This window comes from Pseudonocardia sp. Ae717_Ps2, assembly GCF_001932475.1.
Lineage (GTDB): Bacteria > Actinomycetota > Actinomycetes > Mycobacteriales > Pseudonocardiaceae > Pseudonocardia.
In genome coordinates, this window is the sequence record NZ_MCIS01000001.1 from 3,422,182 (window position 1) to 3,446,216 (window position 24,035).

Consider the following 24,035-nt stretch of genomic DNA (forward strand, 5'->3'; position numbering starts at 1 on the left):
TCAGGACGCCCCGGAGCTCCCGGCGTTCCACTCCCGGTCCTTGCGGTCCTCGGACTCGGTGCGCTCCCTGGCGATCTCCAGCGCGCGGGCCGCGGTGGCCCGGTCCGGGTACGGGCCGAGCCGGTCGGCGGACCGGCAGCCGTCGGCGGTCTCCACGGTGCCGTGCTTGAGGCAGTAGAACCATTGCTCGTCGCTCATGGGACCACCCTGGCACCGATCCGCCCCGCCTGTCTCCCGCCGCGCCGCGCCGACGATGGCAGGCTGGGGCCCATGGCACTGGTGCTCGGGGTGGACTCGTCCACCCAGTCCTGCAAGGTCGTCGTCCGCGACGCCGACACCGGCGAGCTCGTCCGGTCCGGGCGCGCCGCGCACCCGGACGGCACGGAGATCGCGCCCCGGCTCTGGTGGGAGGCGCTGCAGGCCGCGATCGACGACGCGGGCGGCCTCGACGGCGTCGCCGCGGTGTCGGTCGCGGGCCAGCAGCACGGCATGGTCTGCCTCGACGAGCGCGGCGAGGTCGTGCGCGACGCGCTGCTGTGGAACGACACCCGCTCGGCGGCGGCCGCCGGCGAGCTCGTCGAGGAGTTCGGCGCGCAGCAGTGGGCGGAGACGACCGGCGTCGTCCCGGTCGCCTCGATCACCCTGGCCAAGCTGCGCTGGCTCGCCGGCCACGAGCCCGAGAACGCCGCCCGGACCGCGGCGGTGTGCCTGCCCCACGACTGGCTGACCTGGCGGCTCCGCGGTGGCGGCGTCCCCGGCGGCGCGGGGCTCGACGAGCTGGTCACCGACCGGTCCGACGCCTCGGGCACCGGCTGGTTCGACGGCGTCGACTACCGCCCCGAACTGCTCGAACGGTTCTTCGGGTCGACACCGACGCTGCCGCGGCTGCTCGGCCCGGCCGAGTCCGTCGACGGGCCGGGCGGGATCCGGGTCGCCGCCGGGGCGGGCGACAACGCGGCCGCCGGGCTGGGGGTCGACGCCGGTGGGGACGTCGTCGTCTCGCTGGGCACCTCCGGCACGGTGTTCGCCCGCTCGGAGCGCCGCGCCCAGGACCCGTCCGGGATCGTGGCCGGGTTCTCCGACGCCACCGGCGCCTACCTCCCGCTGGTGTGCACGCTCAACGCCTCCCGGGTGCTGGATGCGACCCGGCGGTTCCTCGGGGTGGACCACGACGAGCTGGGCCGCCTCGCGCTCGCCGCCGAGCCGGGCGCGGGCGGGCTGGTCGTGGTGCCCTACCTGGAGGGCGAGCGGACCCCGAACCTGCCCGACGCGACCGGCGCGCTGCACGGCTGGACGCTGGCGTCGGGGACCCGGGAGAACCTGGCCCGGGCCGCGATCGAGGGCATGCTGTCCGCGCAGCGGGTCGGGCTGGAGGCGCTGCGCGAGCAGGGCGTAACCGTGTCCGGGGTGACGCTGGTCGGCGGGGCGGCCCGCTCCGAGGCGGTCTGCCGGATCGCCGCGCAGGTGTTCGAGGTGCCGGTCCGGGTGCCCGAACCCGGCGAGTACGTGGCCGACGGCGCCGCCCGGCAGGCCGCGTGGGCACTGCGCGGCGGGGCGACCCCGCCGTCGTGGAGCGCCGGGGCCGAACCGGCGCGCTACGAGGCCGAGCCCGCTCCGGCGGCGTGGGAGCGCTACCGCGAGGCGGCGGGGGCGTTCCTGGACCGGGTCGCGGCATGACCACCGAGGGCCCGAAGCGGCTCCTGGTCCTCGGCAAGATCACCGACATCCTGGACGCGTTCACCCTGCAGCGCCCGGTGCTCGGGCTGGGCGAGATCCAGCAGGCGACCGGCATCCCGACCTCGACGGTGCAGCGCCTGGTGTCCAACATGGTCGCCGAGGGCCTGCTGGACCGGGTCGGGGACCGGGTCCGGATCGGGATCCGGATGGCCTACTGGGCCGGAGCCGCGGCCCGCGGGGTCGACCTGCTCGAGCTCGCCGGGCCACTGCTGCGCGAGCTGCGCGACACCACCGGGGAGACGGCGGCGCTGTTCCGGGCCGAGGGCGGGCACCGAGTGTGCGTCGCCGTCGCCGAGACGCGGCACGCGCTGCGCCGGGAGATGCACGTCGGGCGGATCGTGCCGCTGCACACCGGCTCGGCCGGGCGGGTGCTGCTGGCCTGGGCCCCCGAGCTGGCCGAGCAGGTGCTCGCCGGTCCCCTGGAGCCCCTCACCGACCACACCGTGACCAGCCCGCAGCGGCTGCGCGAGCTGCTCGCCGACACCCGTCGCGACGGGTTCGCGATCACCGTCGCCGAGCGCGACGACGGCGGCTCCGGGCTCTCCGCTCCCGTCTTCGACCACGCAGGCGAGGTCGCGGCGGCGCTCACGATCAGCGGACCGACCATCCGGTTCGGCCGCTCGGAGTGCGAGAAGTGCGTGGACCTGCTGGTCGGCGCCGCCGAGCGGCTCACCCGGACCCTCGGCGGGCGCCCGCCGGGCTGACCCGGTGCGCGCCGGGGGCTCAGCCGCGGGGCCCCGCCGTCCAGGGGAACGCCAGGGCGTTCGAGCGGACGCCGCGCGCGGTCGCCGAGCGCATCGGCTCCCCCAGCTCGGCGAGCAGGTCCTCCGACCACGTCACGAGCCCGGCCAGCACGGCGGGGGTCAGCCAGTCCGGGCGCAGCGCGAACAGCAGGTCCTCGCTGGCGGTGTTGCCACTGGCCCCGGGCGCGAACGGGCAGCCACCGAGGCCGCCCAGCGCGCCGTCGAGGACGGTCGCGCCGTTCTGCACGGCGGCGAGGGCGTTCGCGACGCCCTGGCCCCAGGTGTCGTGGCCGTGGAAGGCGACGCGGCGGCCGTCGGCGACCGCCGCGACGCGCCCGACCAGCGACCCGACCTCGGCCGGGCTCGCCTGCCCGAGCGTGTCGCAGACGACGACGTCGCAGGAGCCCGCGGTGCGCGGGTCGGCGACGATCCCGAGCACCCGGTCCGGGTCGACGGGCCCGTCGAACGGGCAGGTGAACGCGGTCGCCAGGCACAGCTGGATGCGTCCGCCCGCGGCGCGCGCGTACTCGACGGCCTGCGGCATCGCGTCGAGGGAGACGGCGGTGTCACGGCCGACGTTGGCGTTGTTGTGCGCGTCGGACACGGAGAAGCAGTACTGGACGTTGCGCGCGCCGGCCGCCACCGCCTTCTGCACGTGCCGCGGCGTCGCCACCCACACCCAGCAGCGCTCCAGCTCCTCCGGCGTGAGCGCGGCGACGACGTCGAGGGTGTCGGCCAGCGGCGGCACCAGGTCACCGCGGGCCAGCGACCCGATCTCCAGCTCCGGCACGCCCGCCCCGAGCAGCGCGCGGACCAGCTCGACCTTGCGGTCGGTGGGCAGCGGTTTGCCGGTGAGCTGTAGCCCGTCGCGCAGCGTGACGTCCCGCAGGACGATCCCGTCGGTGCTCATGCGTCCTCCCCCGATGCGGCCCGGATCGTGTCCGGGGTGTACCCGAGCAGACCCCCGAGCACGTCGTGCGTGTCGGCGCCCAGGTCGGGCCCGACCGAGCGGACCGGCACCGAGCGGTCGCCCAGCACCGGCACGATGCCGGGGAACCCGACGCGGGCGGGCGCGTCGCCGCCGGTGTCGACGTCGAAGTACTGGACCATGTCGCGGGCGCGGAACTGCTCGTCGGCGACGATGTCGGCGGCGGAGTGGATCGGCCCGGCCGGGACCCCGGCCTCCTCCAGCTTCGCGAGGACCTCGTCGCGGGGCAGCGAGCGGGTCCAGGCCTCGATGGCGCCGTCGAGCTCGTCGCGGCGCGTCCAGCGGCCGGCGTTGGTGGCCAGCTCCGGGTCCGTCCCGAGGTCGGCGCGGCCGATGACGGTCATGAGCCGGCCGAAGATGGAGTCGCCGTTGCCGGCGACGACGACGCTTCCACCGCAGGCGCAGACGTAGGCGTTGGACGGCGCGATGCCCTCCATCCGCCCGCCGACCCGACGCCGCTCGACGCCGTAGGCGAGGTGGTCGGGGACGAGCGACTCCATCATCGAGAACACGGCCTCGTTGAGCGCGACGTCCATGCAGCGCCGGTCCAGCGCGGGCCGGTCGGCGCGGCTCTCGCGCTGGTAGAGGCCCATCATCGCGGAGAACGCACCGTAGAGCCCGGCGATCGAGTCCCCGATCGACACCCCCGTCCGCGACGGCGGCCGGTCGGCCTCCCCGACCAGCGCGCGCAGCCCGCCCATCGCCTCGGCGACCGCGGCGAACCCCGGCCGCGACGACAGCGGCCCGGTCTGCCCGAACGCGGAGATCCGCACGAGCACGACGTCGGGGTTGACGGCGTCGAGCTCGGCCGGGCCCAGTCCCCAGCGCTCCAGCGTGCCGGGCCGGAAGTTCTCCAGCACCACGTCGGAGCGGGCGGCCAGGTCCAGTACCGCCTGCTTCCCCGCGGCCGAGCGCATGTCGAGGGTGACCGAGCGCTTGTTGCGGTTCAGCGTCCGGTACAGCATCGAGGTGTCCCCGGCGTAGAGCCGCCAGTTGCGGACCTCGTCGCCCGTCCCGGGGCGCTCGACCTTGATCACCTCGGCGCCGAAGTCGGCGAGCAGGCGTCCGGCGGTGGGGGCGGCGATGTAGTTGCCGAGCTCGAGCACCCGGACCCCGGACAGCGGAAGTTGCGACACGACTCTCCCTAGACGACGAGCGACAGCGGCAGGATCACGATGATCGCCACGACCGAGGCGATCGAGACCCCGACCGAGCAGGTCTTGAGCGTCCCCCGCACGGACTGCCCGAGCAGCGACTGCAGCAGCCAGAACGTGTTCGACGTGACGTGCACGGCGAACAACGCGCCGGCTCCGGCCGCGAGCGCGATCAACACGGGGGCCAGGCCGATCACCGGGGCGACCGGGGCGAGCACGCCGGCCGCGGTGATCGCCGAGATCGTCACCGACCCGATCGCGACGTGCAGCACGGCGGCGATCAGCCACACCATCAGCAGCGGGGCGGCGGTGCTCGCGGAGAAGAAGCGGCCGAGGATCTCGCCCAGCCCGGCGTCGCCGATCGTGGTGGCGAGCGAGCCGCCGACCCCGGTGAGGATGAGGATCTGCCCGCTCTCGCGGAACCCGTCGGTCACGGCGGACTCCACCATCTCGCGCCCGTGGGCGACCCCGACGACGGCGGTGGTCCCGATCAGCGCCAGCAGCAGCGCGATCACCGGCTCACCCAGGAACGCGAGCACCGGGTGGGTCACCCCGGCGGCGTCGAGGACGGCGCCCGCGGCGATGAGCAGCAGGCCCACCAGCAGCGGCCCGAACAGCAGGGCCAGCGGGAGCTCGCGACGCGCGGTGCCGGACACCGCGGTGCCGGCGGCCGCCCCGCCCGCCCGACCGGCGCCGCCGGCACCACCACCCGGAGCCCCCTGCCCGGCCCCGGGGCCCGGAACAGCTCCCCCCGACGGCGGGAGGTCCCCGCCGGGACCGTCACCGGGTGGGGCGGCGTCGGCCGGAGAGGGGACGGCCGCGGCGGCGTCGGTCGCGGCGGCGTGCGGGGCGCCGGCCCCCGGTCCGCCGGGTACGCCCGCTGCGACCGGCTCCTGCTCGTCGCGCGCCGGGTCCCACCAGCCGCGACGCAGCAGCACGGACATGATCGCGGTGGCGATGAGCACCGTCGGCACGACGACGACCAGGCCCAGGATCAGCATCTGGCCCAGCGGCACCCCGAGCACACCGGCGAGCGCGACCGCGCCGACCCCGGGGACCATGAACACGATCCCGCACTCCAGGCCGATCGCGAGCGCGGTCGCCATCCGCGGCAGTCCCCGGTCCCCGATGCGCGGGGCGATCCGGCGGGCCAGCGGCGCGGAGATGACCAGCAGCACGTCGACGAAGATCGACTGGAGTGCGGTGGAGACGGTGACGGCCGTGGCGTAGGGCATCCCGCGCGGACCGCAGGCCGCCAGCAGCGCCGAGACCAGCCGTTCGATGGCGCCCGCGTGGTGCAGCATCGCCCCGGTCAGGACGCCGAAGGCGATGAGCAGCCCGACGTCGGCCAGGATGTCGCCGAACCCGCCGGTGACCGCGTCGACCGTCCCCCTCACCCCCAGGCCGGCGGTCAGCCCCAGGTAGACGGCGCCGATCACGAGCGAGATCACCGGGTTGAGCCGGAACCTCACGATCAGCACGACGACGGCGAGCACGGCGACAGCCGTGTTCACCACGATGACGGTGTCCGACACGATGGTCCCCCTGGGCGTCGACGACGATGTCGTACCCACATCATGAACACAGACCCACCATGCGAGCAAGCCTGGCGGTCAGGTCACGGCCAGCGCCCCGCCGAACCCGATCAACGCGGCGCCGGCGACGACGTCACCGGCGCGGCGCACGCGGCGCCGGGTGAAGAAGCCCCGCGCCCGGTGCACGGCGAGGACCAGGCCGACCCCGTAGACGCCGCCGAGCACCGCCACCGACAGCGCCAGCAGCAGCGCGTCGGCGATGGTCGTCACGCCGGGGACGAGGAACTGCGGCAGCACCGACAGGTACATGACCAGCACCTTCGGGTTGGTGATGTTCGAGCCGAAGCCGACCAGGAACGATCGCCGCACCGGCACCCGCGGACCGCCGTCGTCGACGGCGGGGTAGTCCCCGCGGCGGGCGGCCCGCAGCGCCTGCACACCGAGCACACAGAGGTAGACCACGCCGGCCCAGCGGATCACGGTGAACGCGGTGTGCGAGCCGGCGACGAGCACGCCGAGCCCGAACGCCGCGGCGCAGCCCTGCAGGGCGTTGCCGGTGAACACCCCGGCCAGCGTCGCCAGCCCGCCCGCGCGCCCGCCGACCAGCGAGGCGCGCAGCATCACGAAGGTGTCCGGGCCGGGCATCAGCACCAGCCCGACGACGATCAACAGATAGGCACCGTAGGACGTCCAGCTCACGAGAGGCCATCGTAGGCTGCTGCCCCGTGAGATCCCGCCGGCGCCGCACCTCCCGGGAGGCGTCCCCGCTCCCGACGGTCGACGGCCTCGCGCCGGCCCGCGTCCGGACCCCGGCGACCCAGGGGTGGGCGACGATGCGCGACCACCTCGTCGACCGGTTCCCGCACGTCGCGGACCGGATCGACGCGCGCCTGGCCGCCGGGGAGATCGTGACCGCGGCCGGTCCGGTCACCCCGGCCACGCCGTACACGCCCTCGACGACGCTGTGGCTCTACCGCGACGAGCCCGACGAGGTGCCGGTGCCGTTCGGCCTGCCGGTGCTGCACGCCGACGACGACGTGGTCGTCGTCGACAAGCCGCACCTGCTCGCGACGATCCCGCGCGGCAGCCACGTCCGCCAGACCGTGCTGGTGCGGCTGCGTCACGAGCTCGGGCTGCCCGCGCTCAGCCCGGCGCACCGGCTCGACCGCGCCACCGCGGGGGTGCTGCTGCTGGTGGTGCGGCCCGAGCTGCGCGGTGCCTACCAGACGTTGTTCGCCCGCGGCCGCGTCACCAAGACCTACGAGGCCCTCGCCCGGTTCGACCCGGACCTGGAGCTGCCGCGCACCGAGGTGTCGCGGATCGTGAAACGCCCCGGGGTGTTCGCCGCCGTCACCGAGGACGGCGAGCCGAACGCCGAGACCCGCATCGAGCTCGACGGGCGGCGCGAGGACCTGGCCCGCTACCGGCTGACCCCGCGCACCGGGCGGACCCACCAGCTGCGGGTGCACCTGAACGGGCTGGGCGTGCCGATCCTCGGCGACGACGTCTATCCCGAGCTGCGCCGGCGGGCGCCCGAGGACTTCACCCGCCCGCTCCAGCTGCTCTCCCGCGCGCTGGAGTTCGACGACCCGCTGACCGGGGTGCGGCGGCGCTTCGTGAGCGGCCGCACGTTGCAGGCGTGGGACGACCCGGACGGCTGGGCCGCCGGGACGCCGCACGAGTGGTGATCAGCCGACGCTGCGGTCGCCGTCGTCGTCGAGGTGGTGGCCGTTGTGGTGGCCGCCGGGGACCGGCAGCCCGTTGGCGGCGCCGTTGGCAGCGCCGTTGACCGCACCGTTGGCAGCCCCGTCGGCCGGTCCGTGCGGACCGTGGTCCTCCGCTGCGCGGTGGCGGCCCTCGCGCAGCCCCCGCTGGTAGCTGGACAGCCGGTTGCGCACGCGGTCGGGCTGGCGCTCGCGGGACCCGGCCGGCGCGACGCCGTTCGGGGTGTCCCGCCACGACGGCGGCACCATCGCCTGCCCGGGCAGCCGCTGCGGCAGACCCTGCGCCGTGGTCGGCAGGTCGACGACCCGGTCGGCCCGGATGCGGGCGGCGTCGAACTCGGCGTCACCCGCGGTGCGCCAGTTGTTCCCGGTGACCGGGAGCGCCGTCGTCTCGGTCGATCCCGGCTCACGGAACCAGGCCGAGGCGACCGCCGCGAAGATCGGCGTGTCGTCCGCGTCGTCCACGGGCACCGGAACCTCCGAGTCGAACGGTCCGAACAGCTCCACCGGCGGGGTCGTCCCCGGGGCGCCGGTGACGGGCAGTGCCTCGGTGGCCGGGGCCTCCTGCGGCGCGGGCGGCGGGCCCCCGTTGCGCGACGGCCCCGCGCCCGGCGACGGCGGCCCGTACGGCGGACGGGACCCTGGTCCGGGCCCACCGGGACCGGAGCCGGCCGGACCGGGCCCGGTCGAGCCGAATCCGTTCGGGCCGACGCCGTTCGAGCCGGAGCCGTTCGGGCCGACGCCGTTCGGACCGGAGCCGTACGGGCCGTTGCCGTTCGGGCTGTTGCCGTTCGGGCTGTTGCCGTTCGGGCCGGAGCCGGCGAAGGGGGCCGCGGCCGCGATGCCGCCGGCCGGACGGGGCGCACGGCGGGGCAGCCCGGCGGATGCCGCCGGCTCGTCCCGCTCGGGCGCGACCGGCGGCCAGCTCCGCTCGGGCTCCGCCGCCGGGGCGTCCCGCGGGGGCCAGGGCACGTCCGCCGCCGCAGCGGGGTCGGGGGTGCCGGCCGCGTCGGGGGCACCGTCCGGCGCCGGGCGGCGCAGCGATGCCGTCGTCCCGGTGCCGACCTGCTCGTCCGGCTGCGGCTCCGCGGTGGGGCCGGCGGGCGCGGCCGGCTCGGAGCGGCCACCGCCGACGACCGACGACGGCAGGTGCAGCACGGCGATCGGGGCGACCGCGGAGTTCCCGGCGGGGCCACGGACGCCGAGCCGGGCGCCGATGGCGCGGGCCAGCCGCGCGGCCACGTGCAGACCGATCTCCTGCGGGGCGACCGGACCGCCGGGCGTCGCCGAGCCCAGCGCCCGGTCCAGCTCCTCGACCGGGGTGCGGTGCCGCGGCGGCTGGGTCCCCTGGAGCTCGACGACGATCCCACCCTCGGGACCCCAGCGGGTGAGCAGCTCGATTCGCTCCCCCGCCGGCGTGACGCTCGCGGCGTGGGCCAGCAGCTCCGCCAGGATCTGGCCCAGCACGGGCTCGGCGACCGCGTCGACCGAGACGCTCGGCGTTGGCGGGACGATCGTGCGCGAGGCCGCCTCGCTCGCCGAGACGACGGTGTTGAGCGCCTGGCCGAGCGGGGTCGGCGGGGCGGCGAGCCGGGGACCGCGGGGGGCACCGGCGAGGACGAGGATGTGGTCGCCGTCGCGGGCGCCGCGGCGGGCGGCCGCGGCCAGCTCGGCGAGGTCGGCCAGCGCACCCGGGCGCAGCTCGCCGGCACGCAGCCGCTCGGTCAGCAGCTGCTGACGCTCCGAACGGGCCCGCAGCCGGTGCGCGATCGCGGCCAGCACGGCGTCCCCGGCCGAGGCCCCCGCCGGGCCGGACGGGTGGGGCGGCGGGTCGTCTCGCGCCACGCGATCGTCCTCCGAACCGTTCGGACGGCGCCCGGGTCGGACGCCACGTCAGTACCCGCTCGGGTAGCGGGCGGGACGGTTGCGAAGCCTACTCGTCGGTCCGCCCAGCGCTTGTTCTGATGCGGTGGGCGGTGGATCGTGGACGGGCGGGCGGCGCAACTCCGCCGACGGGTCGCCGGGAGTGCCCGGACGGGCACGACGGGCGGCCGGGCGGCCGCGCCGGAGGGGTCTCACTCGAACCGCGACGGGTCCCCCGCACCGTGCCGCACGATCTCCGGCTCGTCGCCGGACAGGTCGACGACGGTGGTCGGCTCGGTGCCGCAGTCCCCGGAGTCGATGACCGCGTCGACCTGGTTCTCCAGCTCCTCCTTGATCTCCCAGCCCTGCGTCATCGGCTCGTCGTGGCCCGGCAGCAGCAGCGTCGAGGACAGCAGCGGCTCCCCCAGCTCGGCCAGCAGCGCCTGGGTGGTGGCGTGGTCGGGGATGCGCACGCCGACGGTCTTCTTCTTCGGGTGCAGCAGCTGCTTGGGCACCTCCTTGGTGGCCGGGAGGATGAAGGTGTAGCTGCCCGGGGTGGACGCCTTCACCGCGCGGAACACGGCGTTGGAGATCTGGACGAACTGCCCGAGCTGCGCGAACTCCGCGCACACGAGGGTGAAGTGGTGTCGGTCGTCGAGCTTGCGGATCTGCCGGATCCGGTCCAGGCCGTCGCGGTTGCCCAGCGAGCAGCCCAGCGCGAAGCACGAGTCGGTCGGATAGGCGATCAGGCCGCCGGAGCGCACGAGGTCCACGACCTGTCCGATGCTGCGCGGCTGCGGGTTCCGCGGGTGCACGTCGAAGTACCGGGCCATCGCGCGAACGTACCGGCTCGGCGGCCCACCCGGGGACCTCGACGACCGGCCGGTCGCGGTGCGGCCGGGAAACCGTTGCCCGCGACGCGCGGAGGGGACCAGGATGCGATCCATGCACGTCGTGGAATACCGGCCGGAACGGCACGAGTTCGCCTGGACCTTCGGGGGCGTGCCGCCGGTGCGCCGGGTCGCGCCCGGGACCTGCCTGCGGCTGTGGACCGAGGACGCGTTCTCCGGGCGGCTCACGTCCATCTCGGACCGTCCGAGCGCGGTGCTCGACATGAGCGAGGTGAACCCGCAGACCGGGCCGTTCCACGTGGAGGGCGCCGAGCCCGGCGACACCCTGGCCGTCCACCTCGTGGAGCTGACCCCGGCCCGGGACTGGGGCGCCTCCACGCTGATCCCGCTGTTCGGGGCGCTGTCGACGACCGAGCGCACCGCGCTGCTGCACGAGCCGCTGCCCGAGCGGACCTGGATCTACCAGCTCGACCGGGCCGCGGGGACGGTGCTGTTCGAGGCGACGAGCGCGGACCTGCGTCTGGAGCTGCCGTGCAACCCGATGCTCGGCACCGTCGGCGTCGCGCCGCCCGGGCGGGAGGTGCGCAGCTCGCTGGTCCCCGACGTGTTCGGCGGGAACATGGACACCCCGGAGATGCGCGCCGGGGCCACCTGCTACCTGCAGGTCAACGTGCCCGGCGCGCTCTTCTCGGTCGGCGACGGCCACTACCGTCAGGGCGAGGGCGAGAGCTGCGGCACGGCGGTCGAGGGCGCGATGGACGTCGTGCTGATCGTCGAGCTGATCAAGAACTCCCCGGCCCCGGCCTGGCCGCGGATCGAGACCGACACCCACTACGTCGTCGTCGGGTCCGCCCGCCCGCTGGAGGACGCCTGGCGGGCCAGCCAGGTCGGGATGATCGCCTGGCTGGGCGAGCTCTACGGGCTGGACCGGCTGGACGCCTACCAGCTGCTCACCCAGGCCGCCGAGTCGCCGCTGGCCAACGTCGTCGACACCAACTACAGCGCCGTCACCAAGATCGCGAAGGCCCTGCTGCCCACGGCCGCGGCCTACGGCGGCGTCCACCGTCACCTGCGCGAGCAGGCCCGCTCCCTGTAGAGGAAGGCCCCTGTCATGGACATGCTGTTGAACGGCCGCGTCGTGCTCGTGACCGGAGGGTCGCGCGGGATCGGGCGCGCGGTCGTCGCCGGGCTGGCGGCGGAGGGCGCTCGGGTCGCGTTCTGCGCCCGCGACGCCGACGGGGTCGCCGCCGCCGAGCAGGAGCTGCGCGCCGCCGGCGCCGGTGAGGTGGCCGGGACCGCGGTGGACGTCGCCGACGGCGATGCGCTGGCCGGCTGGGTCGCCGCCGCCGCCGATCGTTTCGGTGCCGTCGACGCGGTCGTCGCGAACGTCTCGGCGCTCGCGATCGGCCCTGGCGAGCAGAACTGGCGCTCGAGCTTCGAGATCGACCTGCTGCACACGGTGCGTCTGGTGGACGCCGCGATGCCGCACCTGGAGCGCAGCGACGCCGCTTCGGTCACCGCGGTGTCGAGCGTCTCCGGTCGCGAGATCGACTTCGCCGACGGCTCCTACGGCGTCATGAAGGCCGCGCTGGTGCACTACGTCTCCGGCCTGGCCTTCGACCTCGCCCCGAAGGGCATCCGCGCCAACGCCGTCTCCCCCCGGCAACGTCTACTTCCCCGGCGGGGTGTGGGCGAACGTCGAGCAGAACGACCCCGCGCTGTACGCGCACGCGATGGGGCTCAACCCGACGGGCCGGATGGGCACCCCGGAGGAGACCGCCTACGCGGTCGTCTCGCTGGTCAGCCCGCGGGCGAGCCGGATCAGCGGCACCAACCTGGTGGTCGACGGGGCGCTGACCCGCGGGGTGCAGCTCTGAGGCCTCACCCCAGCGCCTCGCGCACCACCCGCTCGACCGGGGCCGTCCCGGCCACCAGGTCGAACGCCGGCTCGCGCGCGGGTTCCAGCGGCGGCTGGGCGATCACCCGTGGCCGCCGGGCGGCCGAGGACATCGCCTGGGCGCGGTGCACGACGAACGGGTGCACCAGGTGGACGTCGCCGGCGCGGCCGGTCGCGGCGACCTCCCGACATCCCGCGGTCGCGCGGACCGCCTCGCCGCAGAACGGCAGCCAGTCCGCGCCGGCGGATCCGTGCGGTGCGAGCAGCCGGGCGACCTCGTGGTGCGAGCCGGACCGCAGCAGCGTCGGGGCGTCGTCCGGTCCGACGTCGGTGTAGAGGAACAACATCAGCAGGGACCGGCCCCGCCCGGGAGGTGCACCCAGCCGTCGCGGAGGAACTGGTCGATCATCGCCTGACAGGGTCCCCGGTCGTGCGCTCGTGGGCGACCGGATTTCCGTCGAACCGGACAGCCCATCCCCTACCGGTCTCGGGTTAGGGTCGCCTCACCTGACCGAAGGAGACCGTCCGTGACGCCGTCCCGGGCCGCGGTGGCCCTCGCCGCCCTGCTCACCCTGCTCCTCGCCGCGTGCTCCGCCACGCCCGGCGCCGACCCCACCGACGACGATGGCACCCGCACGGTCGCCACCGCACGGGGCGAGGTCACGGTCCCGGCCGCGCCGCGGCGGGTCGTCGTGCTGGAGCCGGTGCAGCTCGACACCACCGTCGCCCTCGACGCCCCGCCGGTCGGGGCCGCGGTCCTGTCCGAGGGCACCGGGGTGCCCGCCTACCTCGGCGACGCCGGCGCGCGGGTGACGGTCGTCGGGACCGTCGCCGAGCCCGACCTGGAACGGATCGCGGCCCAGCGGCCCGACCTGATCCTGGGCACCGAGTCCCGGCACGCCGCGCTGTACGACCGCCTCGCCGCGATCGCGCCGACGGCGTTCATGGCCTCGCAGGCCGACCCGTGGCAGGACAACGTCCGCTTCGTCGGCCGGGTGCTCGGCCGGGAGGCCGACACCGAGGAGCTGCTCACCCGCTACCGGGACCGGTGCGCCGAGGTCGCGCGCACGCACGACACGGCCGGGCGCACCGCGCAGATGATCCGCCCCCGCGACGGCCTCCTGACCCTCTACGGGCCGACGTCGTTCGCGGGCGGCACCCTGGAGTGCGCCGGGTTCACCATCCCTCCCCGGGACTGGGAGAACTCGATCTCGGTGGACCTGTCCCCCGAGCTGGTCCAGCAGGCCCGCGCCGACGAGGTGTTCCTGACCGCGGCCGACCCGGCGTCGCCGTCGGCGGTGCCGCCCGCCGTCGAGGCGGTGCGCGCGCAGGTCTTCCCGCGGCTGCACCCGGTCGACCAGTCGGTCTGGATCACCGGGGTCGGTCCGCTCGGCGGGCAGAAGGTGCTCGACGACATCGAGCGGACGCTGGGCCGGTGAGCCCGCTGGCGGGGTCGCCGAACGTCCTGTTCGCCGCCCGGGTTCTCGCCGTCGGCGTGCCCTCCCCCGGGTTCCGGCGGCTCGTCCTGGGCGGGCCGGAGCTGTCGCGGTTCGCCCCGCACGGCCGGGACCAGCGGATCAAGCTGCTGGTACCGACGGAGGTCGGCTATCCCGCCTCGCTCGCGTCGGGCCTGCCCGAACGCGAGTGGCGGGCCCGGCTGCGGGCGCTGCCCGCCGACACGCGGCCGGTGCCGCGCAGCTACACCCCGGTGGCGGTCCGGCCGGGGCGCGGCGAGGTCGAGCTCGACGTGTTCTGCCACGCCCGGCCGGGTCCCGCGAGCGCGTGGGCGGCGGCCGCCCGGCCCGGCGACGCCGTCCTGCTCTCCGGGCCGGACGTGCGGCGCGGCAACCCGGACCACGGCGTGCAGTGGGACCCGGGCCCCGCCACCGAGGTGCTGATCACCGGCGACGAGACGGCACTGCCCGCCGTGCGCGGCATCCTCGCCGCGCTCCCGCCGCACCATCGGGGCCGGGTGCTGGTCGAGGTCGGCGACCCGGCCGACGCCGTCGGGCTCGCCGGCGTCCATCCCGGCGTGACCGTGGAGGTCTGCCGGCGGCCGGGGCGATCGCTGCTCGACGCCGTCGCCGACTGGGTCGGGACCCACGGTGCCGCAGCCGCCCGCCTGGGCGACCGCTTCTACGCCTGGAACGCCACCGAGAGCACCCGGGTGGCGCAGGTGCGCGGCCTGCTGCACGAGGCGGGCGTCGCCCCGGACCGGGTCCACGCGCAGGGCTACTGGCACGACCGGCCCCGTCCCGCTGCCCGCTGATCACCCGGAGGTCATCCGGGTGTGGCCGGGTGGCCATGCCCGGCGCGCAGCGTTGCCGGACGTGGACGAGACCCCGGTCGAGCCTCAGGCCGACGCCCCCGCTCCCCTCATCCCGCACCCCGGTGCGGTCGACCCCGGGCACTTCCGGGTCGACGACTCCGACGACGACGACCCGACCCTCGTCGACCCCGAGGGCAGCCCGGTCGACACCTGGCGCCAGGGCTACCCCTACGACGACCGCCTGTCACGCCAGGAGTACGAGCACCAGAAGCGGCTGCTGCAGATCGAGCTGCTGAAGCTGCAGAACTGGGTCAAGGACACCGGCAACCGGATCGTCGTCCTGTTCGAGGGGCGCGACGCCGCCGGCAAGGGTGGCACGATCAAGCGGTTCACCGAGCACCTCAACCCCCGCGGCTGCCGGGTGGTGGCGCTGGAGAAGCCGACCGAGCGCGAGGCCGGCCAGTGGTACTTCCAGCGCTACGTGGCACACCTGCCCTCGGCCGGGGAGATCGTGCTGTTCGACCGGTCCTGGTACAACCGGGCCGGCGTCGAGCGGGTCATGGGCTTCACCGACCCCCGCTCCTACATGGAGTTCCTGCGGGCTACCCCGGAGCTGGAGCGGATGCTCGTCCGGTCCGGGATCCACCTGGTGAAGCTGTGGTTCTCGGTCTCGCGCGACGAGCAGCGCACCCGCTTCCTCATCCGCCAGGTCGACCCGGTGCGCCAGTGGAAGCTGTCCCCGATGGACCTGGCCTCGCTGGACAAGTGGGAGGCCTACACCGAGGCGAAGGAGGCGATGTTCTTCTACACCGACACCAAGGACGCCCCGTGGACGGTGATCAAGAGCAACGACAAGAAGCGCGCGCGGCTCGAGGCGATGCGCCACGTCCTGGGCCTGTTCGACTACCCCGGCAAGGACACCGGGGTGGCCTCCCCGCCGGACCGGCTGATCGTCGGGCCCGCCGCGGAGATGTTCGAGCAGGACGAGGGCCCGAACCGCTTCCCGCCCCTGACCGACCGGCACCACTGAGCGGCGGGGCTTTGCTCAGGCGGGCTCGGCCACCAGCGTCATGGTCAGCGAGTGACCCACGGCCAGGCCGGGGCCCGCGGCCCGTTCGAGTCCGAGCAGGGTCCCGGCGAGCCGGGCGGCCTCGGCCCCGGCGAGGGGCCCGGCCCCCCGGTACGGCTCCAGGGCGCCGTTCCACCGGTCGGCGAACCCGCGCAGCCAGGCCAGCGCCTCCTCCGGTGCTCCCCCGGTCGCCGGGGTGAACCGGAGGTCGTCGGGGTCGACCCGGGACGGGTCGCGGACCAGGTCGTTCACCAGGGCCCGGAACCGCGGCACCGACGGGTGGAAGGTGCCGGTGGCGGTGTGCCGCCCGACCAGGACCGACCGGTCGACGGCGGTGCGCGACACCAGCCGCGCGCCGCTGCCGGCCAGCGCGGCGTCGACGGTGGCGTCCAGCTCGGCACGGCCGTAGAACGTCATCGGCTCGGAGATCGCCTCGCCGCCGCCGGCGAAGAAGCTCATCGCGTAGTCCCAGCGCTCGGTGTCCCAGCGGGGCTGCCACTCCACCGAGTACCGGCCGAGGACGTCGACGACGACCGCCGCCCGTCGGCCCCGGGCCGCCACGGCGGTGAGCACCGACCCCAGCGCGGCGACGAGCTCGTCGCGGGTGAGGTGGGAGTAGGGGACGCCGCAGGACAGGTAGAGGTCGAACGCGCCGTCGGGCAGCGCGTCGCGCACGTCGCCGAGCACGAACGACGCCGACGGCGAACCGACGGTGTCCCGTGCGGTGGCGACCATCTCCGGGTCGACGTCGAGGCCGACGTAGCGCAGCCGGTCCTCCGCGACGATCGGCGCGGCGCCCGGTTCCGGGCGGGTGAGGAGGGCGAACCCGTCGGCGGTGCCGGACCCGACGTCGAGCACGGCGACGGGGGCGCCGGGCCGCAGGTGCAACGCGGCCAGCGCGTTCGCGATGACCCGCCGGGTGACCGGCTCCTCGGAACCGACCTTGACCGGGTCCCGTCGCGCCGGGGACAGGTAGTGGGCGCTGGCCCCGCGGTAGGACGGGGCCTGATCGGAACGGCTCACCGTTCCTTCCTACACCGAGAAGATCATTCTCGGCTCACCGCGGGCGGCCGGGGTCGGGCCGGCCGCCCGCGGGAGGTCGGCGGACGCTCAGGCGAGGTCGTCCAGCTCGCCGTTCCTGATCGAGGTCAGGAAGGCGGCCATCTCGGTGGCCGGGAAGGCGAGCACGGTGCCGTGCGGGTCCCGCGAGTTGCGGACGGCCACGGTCCCCCCGGTCACGACGGCGAGCTCGACGCAGTTGCCCTGGTAGCCGCTGCGCACGCTCTTGCGCCACGTCAGCGAATCGATCGCCGCGGGGCCGCTCAGGTGCATCTGGTCCATGCGAATGCTCATCTCATCTGCATATGCATTCTCCGTTGCGTCAAACGCTAGCAGTGGACAAGCGGTCCGGTCGTGCAAAACAGGACGGAACGCGCCCGGCGGTCGCCCGTCCGCGCCCGACTGCGGTGCACGGGCCGTGGGCGGTCGACGTCGGAGCGTGGTACCCGGGGCCCGAAGACGGGCGCCGCTCGTCGCCCGCGAGCGACGTCGGCGCAGGTCAGAGCTCGGCGCGCAGCTTGCTCAGTGCCTGCTTGGTCTCGGCCGGGCTGAGCGCGTCGATGGTGAGCCGGTCCATCGAACGGCCGTAGCGCTCGACGTCGGCCCGCTTGTCCAGGTAGGAGGCCCCGGTCATCTCCTCGATGTAGACCAGGTCGGGCAGCTCGGGCTCGGCGAAGCGCAGCATGGTGAAGGCGTGCTCGGCGCCGTAGCCGGACAGATCCCAGGGCAGCAGCTGGACGACGACGTTCGGCAGCGACGACAGCTCGATGAGGTGGTCGAGCTGGGCACGGAAGACTCCCTCCCCGCCGACCGGTCGGTGCAGCACGGCCTCGTCGAGCACGGTCCAGAAGGTCGGTGCGTCCTTGCGGTGCAGCACGCGCTGGCGTCGCAGCCGCACCTCCAGGCGCTTCTCGACGTCGGCCCGCTCGACGGGCGGCAGGTCGGTGTGTCCGCCGCTGACGACCGCGCGGGCGTACTCCTCGGTCTGCAGCAGCCCCGGGACGAACAGCAGCTCGTAGGACGAGATGCGCGATGCCGAGGCCTCCAGACCCACGAAGTCCTCGAACCAGCCGGGGACGACGTCGTTGTAGCGGGCCCACCAGCCGCTGGAGTTGCTCTCCTCGGCCATCGACAGGACCTGGTCGCGCTCGGGGCCCTCGGCGACGCCGTACATCGTCAGCAGGTCGGCGACGTCGCGCTGCTTGAACCCGACCTTGCCCGACTCCAGCCTGCTCATCTTCGAGTCCGAGCCGCGGATCGCGTACGCCGCGTCGGTCCGGGAGATGCCCGCGCGCTCCCGCAGCCGGCGCAGGTGGGATCCGAGCACGATGCGCCGCGCGGTCGGGCCGCGGTCGGCACCGGGCGGGGTGGGGCTGTTCGGGCTGGGGACCACCGGGACGGGCTCCTGCGGTTGCGGGGACTGCCGATCGGGTGACCGAGCCTACACAACGGTTCCGCAGGTCGTCAGCGGTCTCGATCACGGGACACGTCCGGACGGTGACGGTGCGTGCCCAATCGGGTCGGTCCGCTACGGTGACCGCACCGGTGATCGGCGCCACGACGGGCGTCGTCCGGGCACCGACCGACGCACCGGCGCGACGCCGCCGACGACGCAGTGAGGACTCCGCCGATGGCCCAGCCGACCGAGGGTCGCGCTCCCGCGTACATCGACACGACCAAGGCCAGCATCGCCCGGGTCTACGACTACGCCCTCGGCGGCAAGGACAACTACGAGGTCGACCGGGAGACCATCGAGCGGGTTCGCAAGATCGCCCCCGAGGTCAACCTGCTCGCCGTCGACAACCGGGCGTTCCTGATCCGGGCGGCGCGCTTCGTAGCCACCCAGACCTCGATCACCCAGTACCTGGACTGCGGCTCCGGCCTGCCGACCGCGGAGAACACCCACCAGGTGGTCCAGCGGCTCCAGCCCGAGGCCCGGGTCGCCTACGTCGACAACGACCCGACCGTCATCGCGCACGGCCGGGCGCTGCTGGAGGACAACGAGTTCACCCGCTTCTCCGCCGCCGACATCCGCGAGCCGGAGTCGGTGCTGGCCGACCCGTCGGTGCAGGGCTTCCTGGACCTCGACCAGCCGGTCGCGCTGTTCCAGATCGGCACCATCCACCACTTCGACGACGCCGTGGACCCGCAGGCGATCATGGCCCGCTACGTCGAGCGGCTCGCTCCGGGCAGCGTCGTCGCGATCGCGCACTTCTTCGACCCGGAGAACGCCGACAGCGAGCTGGCCCGGCGGATGGAGCAGGTCTTCGTGCACAGCCCGATGGGCAGCGGCCGGTTCCGCACCCTCGCCGAGATCACCGGACTGTTCCCCGGCCTCGAGCTGGTCGACCCGGGCATCGTCCCCTGCTACCGGTGGTGGCCCGACGGACCACAGCTGCGCGGCGAGGACCCGGTGCAGCGGTGCATCGTGGGCGGGGTCGGCATCAAGCGATGAGTTCGCGGGGCCACCACGGTCGAGAGGGGTGAGACCCGCCGACCCCGGGAGGCCCCGTGCCCGTCACCCTGGACCCCACCGCCCAGATCCTGCGCGACGCCGTCGCCACCGGGTGCGTCCCCGGACTCGTCGCGGCCGTCGACCATCCCCGGCACGGCACCGGGGTGCACGTCCTCGGCGACGACGGCGCCGGACACCCGCTGCGCCGCGACACGATCGTGCGGATCGCCTCGGTCACCAAGCCGGTCGTCGCGGTCGCCGCGCTCGCACTCGTCGAGGACGGGATGCTCGACCTCGACGAGCCGGTCGCGGCGTGGCTGCCCGAGTTCGCCGCGCCGCGGGTGCTGCGTCACGAGGCCGCCGGGCTCGACGACACCGCCCCCGCGCGCCGGCCGATCACCCTGTACGACCTGCTGACCTACCGCTGCGGGATCGGGATGCTCCCCCGGCCCCCGGCCGAGCTGCCGGTGCAGCGCGCGACCGCAGGGCTCGGCAGCGACGGACCACCCGGGTCCTACCCGCTCCCCGACCCCGACACCTGGACCGCGCGGCTCGCCGCGGTGCCGCTCGTCGCACAGCCCGGGTCGCGCTGGCTGTACCACACCTCCGGTGACCTGCTCGGTGTCCTGCTGGCCCGCCGCTGCGGCACCGACCTCGCGACGGTGCTCGCCGAGCGGGTGTTCGCCCCGCTCGGCATGCGCGACACCGGCTTCTCGGTGCCCGCCGCCGACCGGGACCGGTTCGTCCCGCTGCTGGCCGCCGCACCCGGCGGCGGCTTCACCGTGACCGACCCGGTCGACGGCGCGTGGTCGGCCCCGCCGGTGTTCCCCTCCGGAGGCGGTGGCCTGGTCTCCACCCTGGACGACCTGCTCGCGTTCACCCGGGCCCTGCGCGCGGGCGGCAGCCCGGTCCTGTCCCCCGGCGCGGTGGCCGAGCTGACCTCCGACCGGCTGAGCACCGCGCAGCGGGCCGGTGCCGCCCCGTTCCTCGACGACGGCTGCGGCTGGGGCCTGGGCCTGGCCGTCGAGGACGGCGGACGCTACGGCTGGGACGGCGGCCTGGGCACGGGCTGGCGCTCCGACCCGTCGAGCGGTGTGATCTCCCTGCTACTGACCCAGGTGGTGTGGGACGGTCCCGAGGGCCCCGCGCTCCTGCACTCCTTCCGCGCCGCGGCGCACTCCTGAGAGGCCCCACCATGGACTGGACACTCGAGGTCGTCGTCCTGCCGGTGTCGGACCTCGACGCCGCGGTCACCTTCTACGCGACCGGGTCGGCTTCGACCTGGACCACGACACCCGCACCGAGCACATGCACATCGCCCAGCTGACGCCGCGGGGCTCGGGTTGCTCGATCGTCGTCGGCTCGCTGCCGGCACAGAACGAGATGGCGCCCGGCTCGATGCGCGGGCTGCAGCTCTGCGTCGCCGACGCCCGGGCCGCGCGCGACGAGCTCGTCGGACGCGGGGTGGAGTGCAGCGAGGTGACGGTGCTCGACGAGCGCGACGGCGGCACCTTCTTCGGCTTCGCGGACCCCGACGGCAACACCTGGGCGGTGCAGAAGCTGCGGGTCCGGGGTGAGCGGCCGCTGATCCCGGAGTCGGCCCGGGGCCGCTTCGGCGGCTGAGCACCGCCGGTCACACCGATTGCGCGACGGTCCCCGTAGGCGCATACTCGCCTTAATTCAACGCTGGTTGAAATGAGGTGGGCGTGATGTCGGAGCGGACGACGTGCTGTGTGGTCGGGGGCGGCCCGGCCGGGATGATGCTGGGCCTGCTGCTGGCCCGGGCCGGGGTCGAGGTGACCGTGCTGGAGAAGCACGGCGACTTCCTGCGGGACTTCCGCGGGGACACCGTGCACCCCACCACCCTGGACCTGCTCGACGACCTGGGGCTGGGCGAGCGGTTCGCCGCGCTGCCGCAGAGCCGGGTCGAGGAGGTCGTGATCCCCGAGGGGCGGGGCGGCGCGCAGCGGATCGGGAACCTGTCGCTGCTGCGCCGGATCGGGGTCCGCCACCCCTACATCGCGCTCGTCCCGCAGTGGGACCTGCTGAACCTGCTCGCCGACGTCGCCGCCGACGAACCCGCCTTCGATCTCCGGCTCGACACCCGCGCCACCTCGCCGGTCCGGGAGAACGGGCGGGTCGTCGGCGTCCGGTACGTGACGACGACCGCGCCCGGCGAGGAGACCACCGGCGAGATCCGGGCCGACCTCACGGTCGCCTGCGACGGCAGGCACTCGGTCCTGCGGGACGGTTCCGGCCTGCCCGTCACGGAGTTCGACGTCCCGTTCGACACCTGGTGGTTCCGGCTGCCGCGCCGCCCCGAGGAGCTGCACGCCACCCTCCGCCCGCGGATCGGGAACGGGCGCTTCGCGGTCGTCATCCCGCGCGAGGGCTACTACCAGATCGGTTACATGGCGCCCAAGGGCGCCGACGCGCGGCTGCGCGCCGCGGGGATCGAGGCGTTCCGGGCCGACCTCGCCGAGCTGATGCCGGAGTACGCCGACCGGGTCGGCGACATCGCCTCGATGGACGAGGTGAAGCACCTCGACGTGAAGCTCAACCGGCTGCGCCGCTGGCACGTCGACGGGCTGCTCTGCATCGGCGACGCCGCGCACGCGATGTCCCCGATCGGCGGCGTCGGGATCAACCTCGCGATCCAGGACGCAGTGGCCGCCGCCACCCTGCTGGCCGCGCCGCTGCAACGGGGCGCCCCCACCCAGCGGGACCTCGGCCGGGTCCGCAACCGCAGACTGCTCCCGACGGTGCTGGTCCAGGGCCTCCAGCGGATCATGCACCGCACCATGGCCGGCCCGGCGCTGACGGGGCGGCGCGACGGTCCCCCGGTTCCGCTGCTGCGGCTGATGCATCGCGTCCCGGCGCTGCAGATCCTGCCCGCCTACCTCGTCGGTGTGGGGTTCCGTCCGGAGCGGGCCCCGGACTTCGCCCGCCGCGAGCCCGTCCCGGCCGCCTGAGCCGCGGCTAGGCTCGTCGGGTGCTGTCCCTGGACGCCCTCGACGTCGACCTGCTCACCGCGCTGCGCGACCGGCCGCGGGCCGGGGTGCTGGAGCTCTCGCGCACGCTGCGGGTCGCCCGCGGGACGGTGCAGGCACGGCTGGACCGGCTGGAACGTGCCGGGGTCGTCACCGGGTACGGCCCGGACGTCGACCTCCCGGCCGCCGGGTACGGCGTGCAGGCGTTCGTGACCCTGGAGATCGCGCAGGGCGAGCTGGGCGACGTCGCCGCCGAGCTCGCCGCGCTGCCCGCGGTCACCGAGGCGTACGCGACGACCGGCTCGTCGGACGTGATGTGCCGGCTCGCGGCGTCGTCGCACGAGGACCTGCAGGACACCCTGCTCGCGCTCGGCCGATCCCCCCTGGTGGCCCGCTCCACCAGCGTGGTGGTGCTGTCCACCCTGGTCGCGCCGCGCTGGCGGCCGCTGCTGGAGCGTGACCACCGGGAGGGCCCGAGCCGGGCACCCGCCTACCGGGACTGACCGCCTCGGCCGAGGTGGTGCGCCGTCCGGTGCGCGCCGAGCACGTCGAGCCCGAAATCCGCCGACGGGTCGCGCCACACGGAATGGGCGTGGTTGGCGTCGCGCTGGGTGTTGTCCCACTCGATGAGCAGCCGTGGGCCCTGGACGCGGTAGTAGTTCGGGGCGCCGTCCTCCAGCGGTCCCGCCCAGGCGAGGTGCACGGCGTCGAGCGCGGCGTCGTCGTCGTAGCGGGAGATCGGCTGCAGCGGCTCGGCGACCCGCTCCAGGTAGGTGCCCAGCAACGCGCGCAGCATCTCACGGCCCTCGGCGTCCAGGTCGGACGCCGGCACGCCGGCCGGGGTTCGCGACAGCGCGACGGCCTCCTTCTGCGCGTCGGTGAACGCGGCGCGCTCTTCGATGGCCTCGCTCATGTCGTCGAGCGTGCGCTGCTGCTCGGGGTCGGCGAACGACCGGGTGCGCCAGATCCCGGCCAGCGGGATCCAGTTGTCGCCCTCCTGCGGGTCGGTGCGGTTGGCCGCGACGAGGTCGGGCGGTGCCTTGTCGAGCAGCACCGCCCGCTCGCGCAGTTCGGTCGGCAGCGCGCGGACCAGGTCGCGGGCGAGGTCCTCGACCCGGCCCAGCGGGCGGAGCACGGCGTCGCCGAGGAGCTCGGAGGTCGCCGGGTCGGCACCCAGGAAGCACGGGGTGGAGGCGACCACCACCCCGTCGACGACCAGCATGTTGATCGACACGTGGTGCCCGCCGAAACGCCAGCCCCAGGTCCCGGTGTCCCCCGGCTCGCCGAACACCCGCAGGTAGTACATCTGCGGGTCGCGGCCGCGGGTGCGGTCGAACAGCGTCACGAAGCCCTCGGTGTGGTCGAGGACGTTCTCCAGCCCCATCACCGTCGAGACGGTCACGTACGCCGCCCGCGACAGCCCCGTGCCGACGAGCTTCATCGCGGCCCGCTGCTGCGGCGGGAGCTGGTCGTGGAAGGTCAGTCCACCGTGGTCGGTGGGGGTGTAGAACCAGCGGCGGCGCTCGGCGTCGGCGTCGTCGTCACCGGTCGGGGCGTGCCCGACGGCCGTCTCCCGCCGGCCCGGGTCGAGGGTGTCGAGCCAGGCACGCGCGGCCTCGGCCATCGCGGTCGCCGTCTCGCGGGTGTCCGCAGCACCGATCATGCCGCGAGACGCTAGCGACTCCGGGCAGACTCCACCGG

Annotated in this window: 26 protein-coding genes and 1 pseudogene; 15 read left to right on the forward strand and 12 right to left on the reverse strand. The window is 74.9% G+C overall.

Annotation, left to right across the window (positions count from 1 at the left end; translation table 11 throughout):
* Positions 1-198 (reverse strand): hypothetical protein, encoded by a 198-nt coding sequence (locus tag Ae717Ps2_RS15530; protein WP_020627900.1) that lies wholly within the window; start codon positions 196-198, stop codon positions 1-3.
* Between the two features lie 72 nt (positions 199-270).
* Here Ae717Ps2_RS15530 and xylB point away from each other — a divergent pair, with 72 nt between their 5' ends.
* Together xylB and Ae717Ps2_RS15540 are read left to right on the forward strand one after the other, a co-directional pair.
* Positions 271-1,677, forward strand: coding sequence for a xylulokinase (xylB, locus tag Ae717Ps2_RS15535; protein ID WP_020627901.1), 1,407 nt, complete (start codon positions 271-273; stop codon positions 1,675-1,677).
* Positions 1,674-2,441 (forward strand): IclR family transcriptional regulator, encoded by a 768-nt coding sequence (locus tag Ae717Ps2_RS15540; RefSeq protein WP_020627902.1) that lies wholly within the window; start codon positions 1,674-1,676, stop codon positions 2,439-2,441. The genes xylB and Ae717Ps2_RS15540 overlap by 4 nt, the downstream gene beginning before the upstream one ends.
* Before the next feature lie 19 nt (positions 2,442-2,460).
* Here the strand turns inward: Ae717Ps2_RS15540 and Ae717Ps2_RS15545 are convergent, their stop codons facing one another.
* The 4 genes from Ae717Ps2_RS15545 to Ae717Ps2_RS15560 form a co-directional block, all read right to left on the reverse strand.
* Positions 2,461-3,390 (reverse strand): hydroxymethylglutaryl-CoA lyase, encoded by a 930-nt coding sequence (locus Ae717Ps2_RS15545; protein ID WP_198932192.1) that lies wholly within the window; start codon positions 3,388-3,390, stop codon positions 2,461-2,463.
* Positions 3,387-4,604 (reverse strand): CaiB/BaiF CoA-transferase family protein, encoded by a 1,218-nt coding sequence (locus Ae717Ps2_RS15550; protein WP_075306915.1) that lies wholly within the window; start codon positions 4,602-4,604, stop codon positions 3,387-3,389. Before Ae717Ps2_RS15550 ends, Ae717Ps2_RS15545 begins: the two co-directional genes overlap by 4 nt.
* Positions 4,605-4,612: 8 nt before the next feature.
* Positions 4,613-6,136 (reverse strand): GntP family permease, encoded by a 1,524-nt coding sequence (locus Ae717Ps2_RS15555; RefSeq protein ID WP_233147575.1) that lies wholly within the window; start codon positions 6,134-6,136, stop codon positions 4,613-4,615.
* 99 nt (positions 6,137-6,235) lie between these two features.
* A complete protein-coding gene (locus Ae717Ps2_RS15560; RefSeq protein WP_075306919.1) occupies positions 6,236-6,856 on the reverse strand; it encodes a LysE family translocator in 621 nt (206 codons plus the stop codon).
* A gap of 26 nt (positions 6,857-6,882) precedes the next feature.
* On the opposite strand from Ae717Ps2_RS15560, the gene Ae717Ps2_RS15565 reads away from it, so the two are divergent.
* Positions 6,883-7,845, forward strand: a complete 963-nt coding sequence (locus tag Ae717Ps2_RS15565) for a pseudouridine synthase (protein WP_075306921.1) — start codon at positions 6,883-6,885, stop codon at positions 7,843-7,845.
* Here Ae717Ps2_RS15565 and Ae717Ps2_RS15570 read toward each other — a convergent pair whose 3' ends face one another.
* Positions 7,846-9,726, reverse strand: coding sequence for a hypothetical protein (locus tag Ae717Ps2_RS15570; RefSeq protein WP_075333544.1), 1,881 nt, complete (start codon positions 9,724-9,726; stop codon positions 7,846-7,848).
* Between the two features lie 230 nt (positions 9,727-9,956).
* Positions 9,957-10,577 carry an L-threonylcarbamoyladenylate synthase gene (locus tag Ae717Ps2_RS15575; protein WP_075333545.1) on the reverse strand — a complete coding sequence of 207 codons (621 nt, stop codon included), beginning with the start codon at positions 10,575-10,577 and terminating at the stop codon, positions 9,957-9,959.
* Positions 10,578-10,689: 112 nt separating this feature from the next.
* Between Ae717Ps2_RS15575 and Ae717Ps2_RS15580 the strand changes: the two genes are divergently transcribed.
* The 3 genes and pseudogenes from Ae717Ps2_RS15580 to Ae717Ps2_RS39870 all read left to right on the forward strand — a co-directional run bounded on the left by Ae717Ps2_RS15580 (position 10,690) and on the right by Ae717Ps2_RS39870 (position 12,472).
* Positions 10,690-11,691 carry an acetamidase/formamidase family protein gene (locus Ae717Ps2_RS15580; RefSeq protein WP_075306925.1) on the forward strand — a complete coding sequence of 334 codons (1,002 nt, stop codon included), beginning with the start codon at positions 10,690-10,692 and terminating at the stop codon, positions 11,689-11,691.
* 21 nt (positions 11,692-11,712) lie between these two features.
* Positions 11,713-12,195: pseudogene (locus tag Ae717Ps2_RS39865) on the forward strand (SDR family NAD(P)-dependent oxidoreductase); the annotation flags it as partial.
* 85 nt (positions 12,196-12,280) lie between these two features.
* The gene (locus tag Ae717Ps2_RS39870; protein WP_255407913.1) at positions 12,281-12,472 is read left to right on the forward strand and encodes an SDR family oxidoreductase; all 192 of its coding nucleotides are present in this window, start codon (positions 12,281-12,283) and stop codon (positions 12,470-12,472) included.
* 4 nt (positions 12,473-12,476) lie between these two features.
* On the opposite strand, the gene Ae717Ps2_RS15590 is transcribed toward Ae717Ps2_RS39870, so the two are convergent.
* Positions 12,477-12,839, reverse strand: a complete 363-nt coding sequence (locus Ae717Ps2_RS15590; RefSeq protein WP_175581804.1) for a hypothetical protein — start codon at positions 12,837-12,839, stop codon at positions 12,477-12,479.
* 180 nt (positions 12,840-13,019) lie between these two features.
* Here Ae717Ps2_RS15590 and Ae717Ps2_RS15595 point away from each other — a divergent pair, with 180 nt between their 5' ends.
* The 3 genes from Ae717Ps2_RS15595 (at position 13,020) to ppk2 (ending at position 15,791) form a co-directional block, all read left to right on the forward strand.
* A complete protein-coding gene (locus tag Ae717Ps2_RS15595) occupies positions 13,020-13,931 on the forward strand; it encodes an iron-siderophore ABC transporter substrate-binding protein (RefSeq protein ID WP_198932193.1) in 912 nt (303 codons plus the stop codon).
* Positions 13,928-14,761, forward strand: coding sequence for a siderophore-interacting protein (locus Ae717Ps2_RS15600; protein ID WP_075306929.1), 834 nt, complete (start codon positions 13,928-13,930; stop codon positions 14,759-14,761). Before Ae717Ps2_RS15595 ends, Ae717Ps2_RS15600 begins: the two co-directional genes overlap by 4 nt.
* A 61-nt stretch (positions 14,762-14,822) precedes the next feature.
* Positions 14,823-15,791: a polyphosphate kinase 2 gene (ppk2, locus tag Ae717Ps2_RS15605; RefSeq protein WP_020624198.1), complete on the forward strand. Its 969-nt coding sequence runs from the start codon at positions 14,823-14,825 to the stop codon at positions 15,789-15,791.
* Positions 15,792-15,806: 15 nt separating this feature from the next.
* Here the strand turns inward: ppk2 and Ae717Ps2_RS15610 are convergent, their stop codons facing one another.
* The 3 genes from Ae717Ps2_RS15610 to Ae717Ps2_RS15620 form a co-directional block, all read right to left on the reverse strand.
* A complete protein-coding gene (locus Ae717Ps2_RS15610; protein ID WP_075306931.1) occupies positions 15,807-16,853 on the reverse strand; it encodes a class I SAM-dependent methyltransferase in 1,047 nt (348 codons plus the stop codon).
* An 87-nt stretch (positions 16,854-16,940) separates the two neighbouring features.
* The gene (locus Ae717Ps2_RS15615; protein ID WP_233147576.1) at positions 16,941-17,183 is read right to left on the reverse strand and encodes a DUF397 domain-containing protein; all 243 of its coding nucleotides are present in this window, start codon (positions 17,181-17,183) and stop codon (positions 16,941-16,943) included.
* A gap of 205 nt (positions 17,184-17,388) precedes the next feature.
* Positions 17,389-18,282 (reverse strand): helix-turn-helix transcriptional regulator, encoded by an 894-nt coding sequence (locus Ae717Ps2_RS15620; RefSeq protein ID WP_075333546.1) that lies wholly within the window; start codon positions 18,280-18,282, stop codon positions 17,389-17,391.
* A gap of 237 nt (positions 18,283-18,519) precedes the next feature.
* Here Ae717Ps2_RS15620 and Ae717Ps2_RS15625 point away from each other — a divergent pair, with 237 nt between their 5' ends.
* The 6 genes from Ae717Ps2_RS15625 (at position 18,520) to Ae717Ps2_RS15645 (ending at position 22,837) form a co-directional block, all read left to right on the forward strand.
* Positions 18,520-19,344 (forward strand): SAM-dependent methyltransferase, encoded by an 825-nt coding sequence (locus tag Ae717Ps2_RS15625; RefSeq protein WP_075306937.1) that lies wholly within the window; start codon positions 18,520-18,522, stop codon positions 19,342-19,344.
* Between the two features lie 56 nt (positions 19,345-19,400).
* A complete protein-coding gene (locus Ae717Ps2_RS15630; protein ID WP_198932194.1) occupies positions 19,401-20,528 on the forward strand; it encodes a serine hydrolase in 1,128 nt (375 codons plus the stop codon).
* A gap of 11 nt (positions 20,529-20,539) precedes the next feature.
* A complete protein-coding gene (locus tag Ae717Ps2_RS40370; RefSeq protein ID WP_337819510.1) occupies positions 20,540-20,671 on the forward strand; it encodes a hypothetical protein in 132 nt (43 codons plus the stop codon).
* On the forward strand, positions 20,653-20,967 hold the full coding sequence (locus Ae717Ps2_RS15635; RefSeq protein ID WP_337819511.1) for a VOC family protein: 315 nt from the start codon (positions 20,653-20,655) through the stop codon (positions 20,965-20,967). Before Ae717Ps2_RS40370 ends, Ae717Ps2_RS15635 begins: the two co-directional genes overlap by 19 nt.
* A gap of 86 nt (positions 20,968-21,053) precedes the next feature.
* Entirely contained in the window at positions 21,054-22,316 is a 1,263-nt protein-coding gene (locus Ae717Ps2_RS15640) for an FAD-dependent oxidoreductase (RefSeq protein WP_075306939.1), read from the forward strand.
* Positions 22,317-22,336: 20 nt separating this feature from the next.
* On the forward strand, positions 22,337-22,837 hold the full coding sequence (locus Ae717Ps2_RS15645; RefSeq protein WP_020626333.1) for an Lrp/AsnC family transcriptional regulator: 501 nt from the start codon (positions 22,337-22,339) through the stop codon (positions 22,835-22,837).
* On the opposite strand, the gene Ae717Ps2_RS15650 is transcribed toward Ae717Ps2_RS15645, so the two are convergent.
* Positions 22,825-23,997 carry a DUF3500 domain-containing protein gene (locus tag Ae717Ps2_RS15650; RefSeq protein ID WP_075306941.1) on the reverse strand — a complete coding sequence of 391 codons (1,173 nt, stop codon included), beginning with the start codon at positions 23,995-23,997 and terminating at the stop codon, positions 22,825-22,827. The two genes, Ae717Ps2_RS15645 and Ae717Ps2_RS15650, sit on opposite strands and share 13 nt — an antisense overlap.
* Positions 23,998-24,035 lie beyond the last annotated feature (38 nt).

What these genes read in the sequence shown, in the direction of transcription:
- Ae717Ps2_RS15625 (WP_075306937.1), top strand. Translation starts at nt 18,520, where the DNA reads ATGGCCCAGCCGACCGAGGGTCGCGCTCCCGCGTACATCGACACGACC.
- Ae717Ps2_RS15590 (WP_175581804.1), bottom strand. Translation starts at nt 12,839, where the DNA reads ATGTTGTTCCTCTACACCGACGTCGGACCGGACGACGCCCCGACGCTG.
- Ae717Ps2_RS15650 (WP_075306941.1), bottom strand. Translation starts at nt 23,997, where the DNA reads ATGATCGGTGCTGCGGACACCCGCGAGACGGCGACCGCGATGGCCGAG.
- xylB (WP_020627901.1), top strand. Translation starts at nt 271, where the DNA reads ATGGCACTGGTGCTCGGGGTGGACTCGTCCACCCAGTCCTGCAAGGTC.
- Ae717Ps2_RS15575 (WP_075333545.1), bottom strand. Translation starts at nt 10,577, where the DNA reads ATGGCCCGGTACTTCGACGTGCACCCGCGGAACCCGCAGCCGCGCAGC.
- Ae717Ps2_RS15540 (WP_020627902.1), top strand. Translation starts at nt 1,674, where the DNA reads ATGACCACCGAGGGCCCGAAGCGGCTCCTGGTCCTCGGCAAGATCACC.
- Ae717Ps2_RS15530 (WP_020627900.1), bottom strand. Translation starts at nt 198, where the DNA reads ATGAGCGACGAGCAATGGTTCTACTGCCTCAAGCACGGCACCGTGGAG.
- Ae717Ps2_RS15635 (WP_337819511.1), top strand. Translation starts at nt 20,653, where the DNA reads ATGCACATCGCCCAGCTGACGCCGCGGGGCTCGGGTTGCTCGATCGTC.
- Ae717Ps2_RS15545 (WP_198932192.1), bottom strand. Translation starts at nt 3,390, where the DNA reads ATGAGCACCGACGGGATCGTCCTGCGGGACGTCACGCTGCGCGACGGG.
- Ae717Ps2_RS40370 (WP_337819510.1), top strand. Translation starts at nt 20,540, where the DNA reads ATGGACTGGACACTCGAGGTCGTCGTCCTGCCGGTGTCGGACCTCGAC.
- Ae717Ps2_RS15615 (WP_233147576.1), bottom strand. Translation starts at nt 17,183, where the DNA reads ATGAGCATTCGCATGGACCAGATGCACCTGAGCGGCCCCGCGGCGATC.
- Ae717Ps2_RS15640 (WP_075306939.1), top strand. Translation starts at nt 21,054, where the DNA reads ATGTCGGAGCGGACGACGTGCTGTGTGGTCGGGGGCGGCCCGGCCGGG.
- Ae717Ps2_RS15580 (WP_075306925.1), top strand. Translation starts at nt 10,690, where the DNA reads ATGCACGTCGTGGAATACCGGCCGGAACGGCACGAGTTCGCCTGGACC.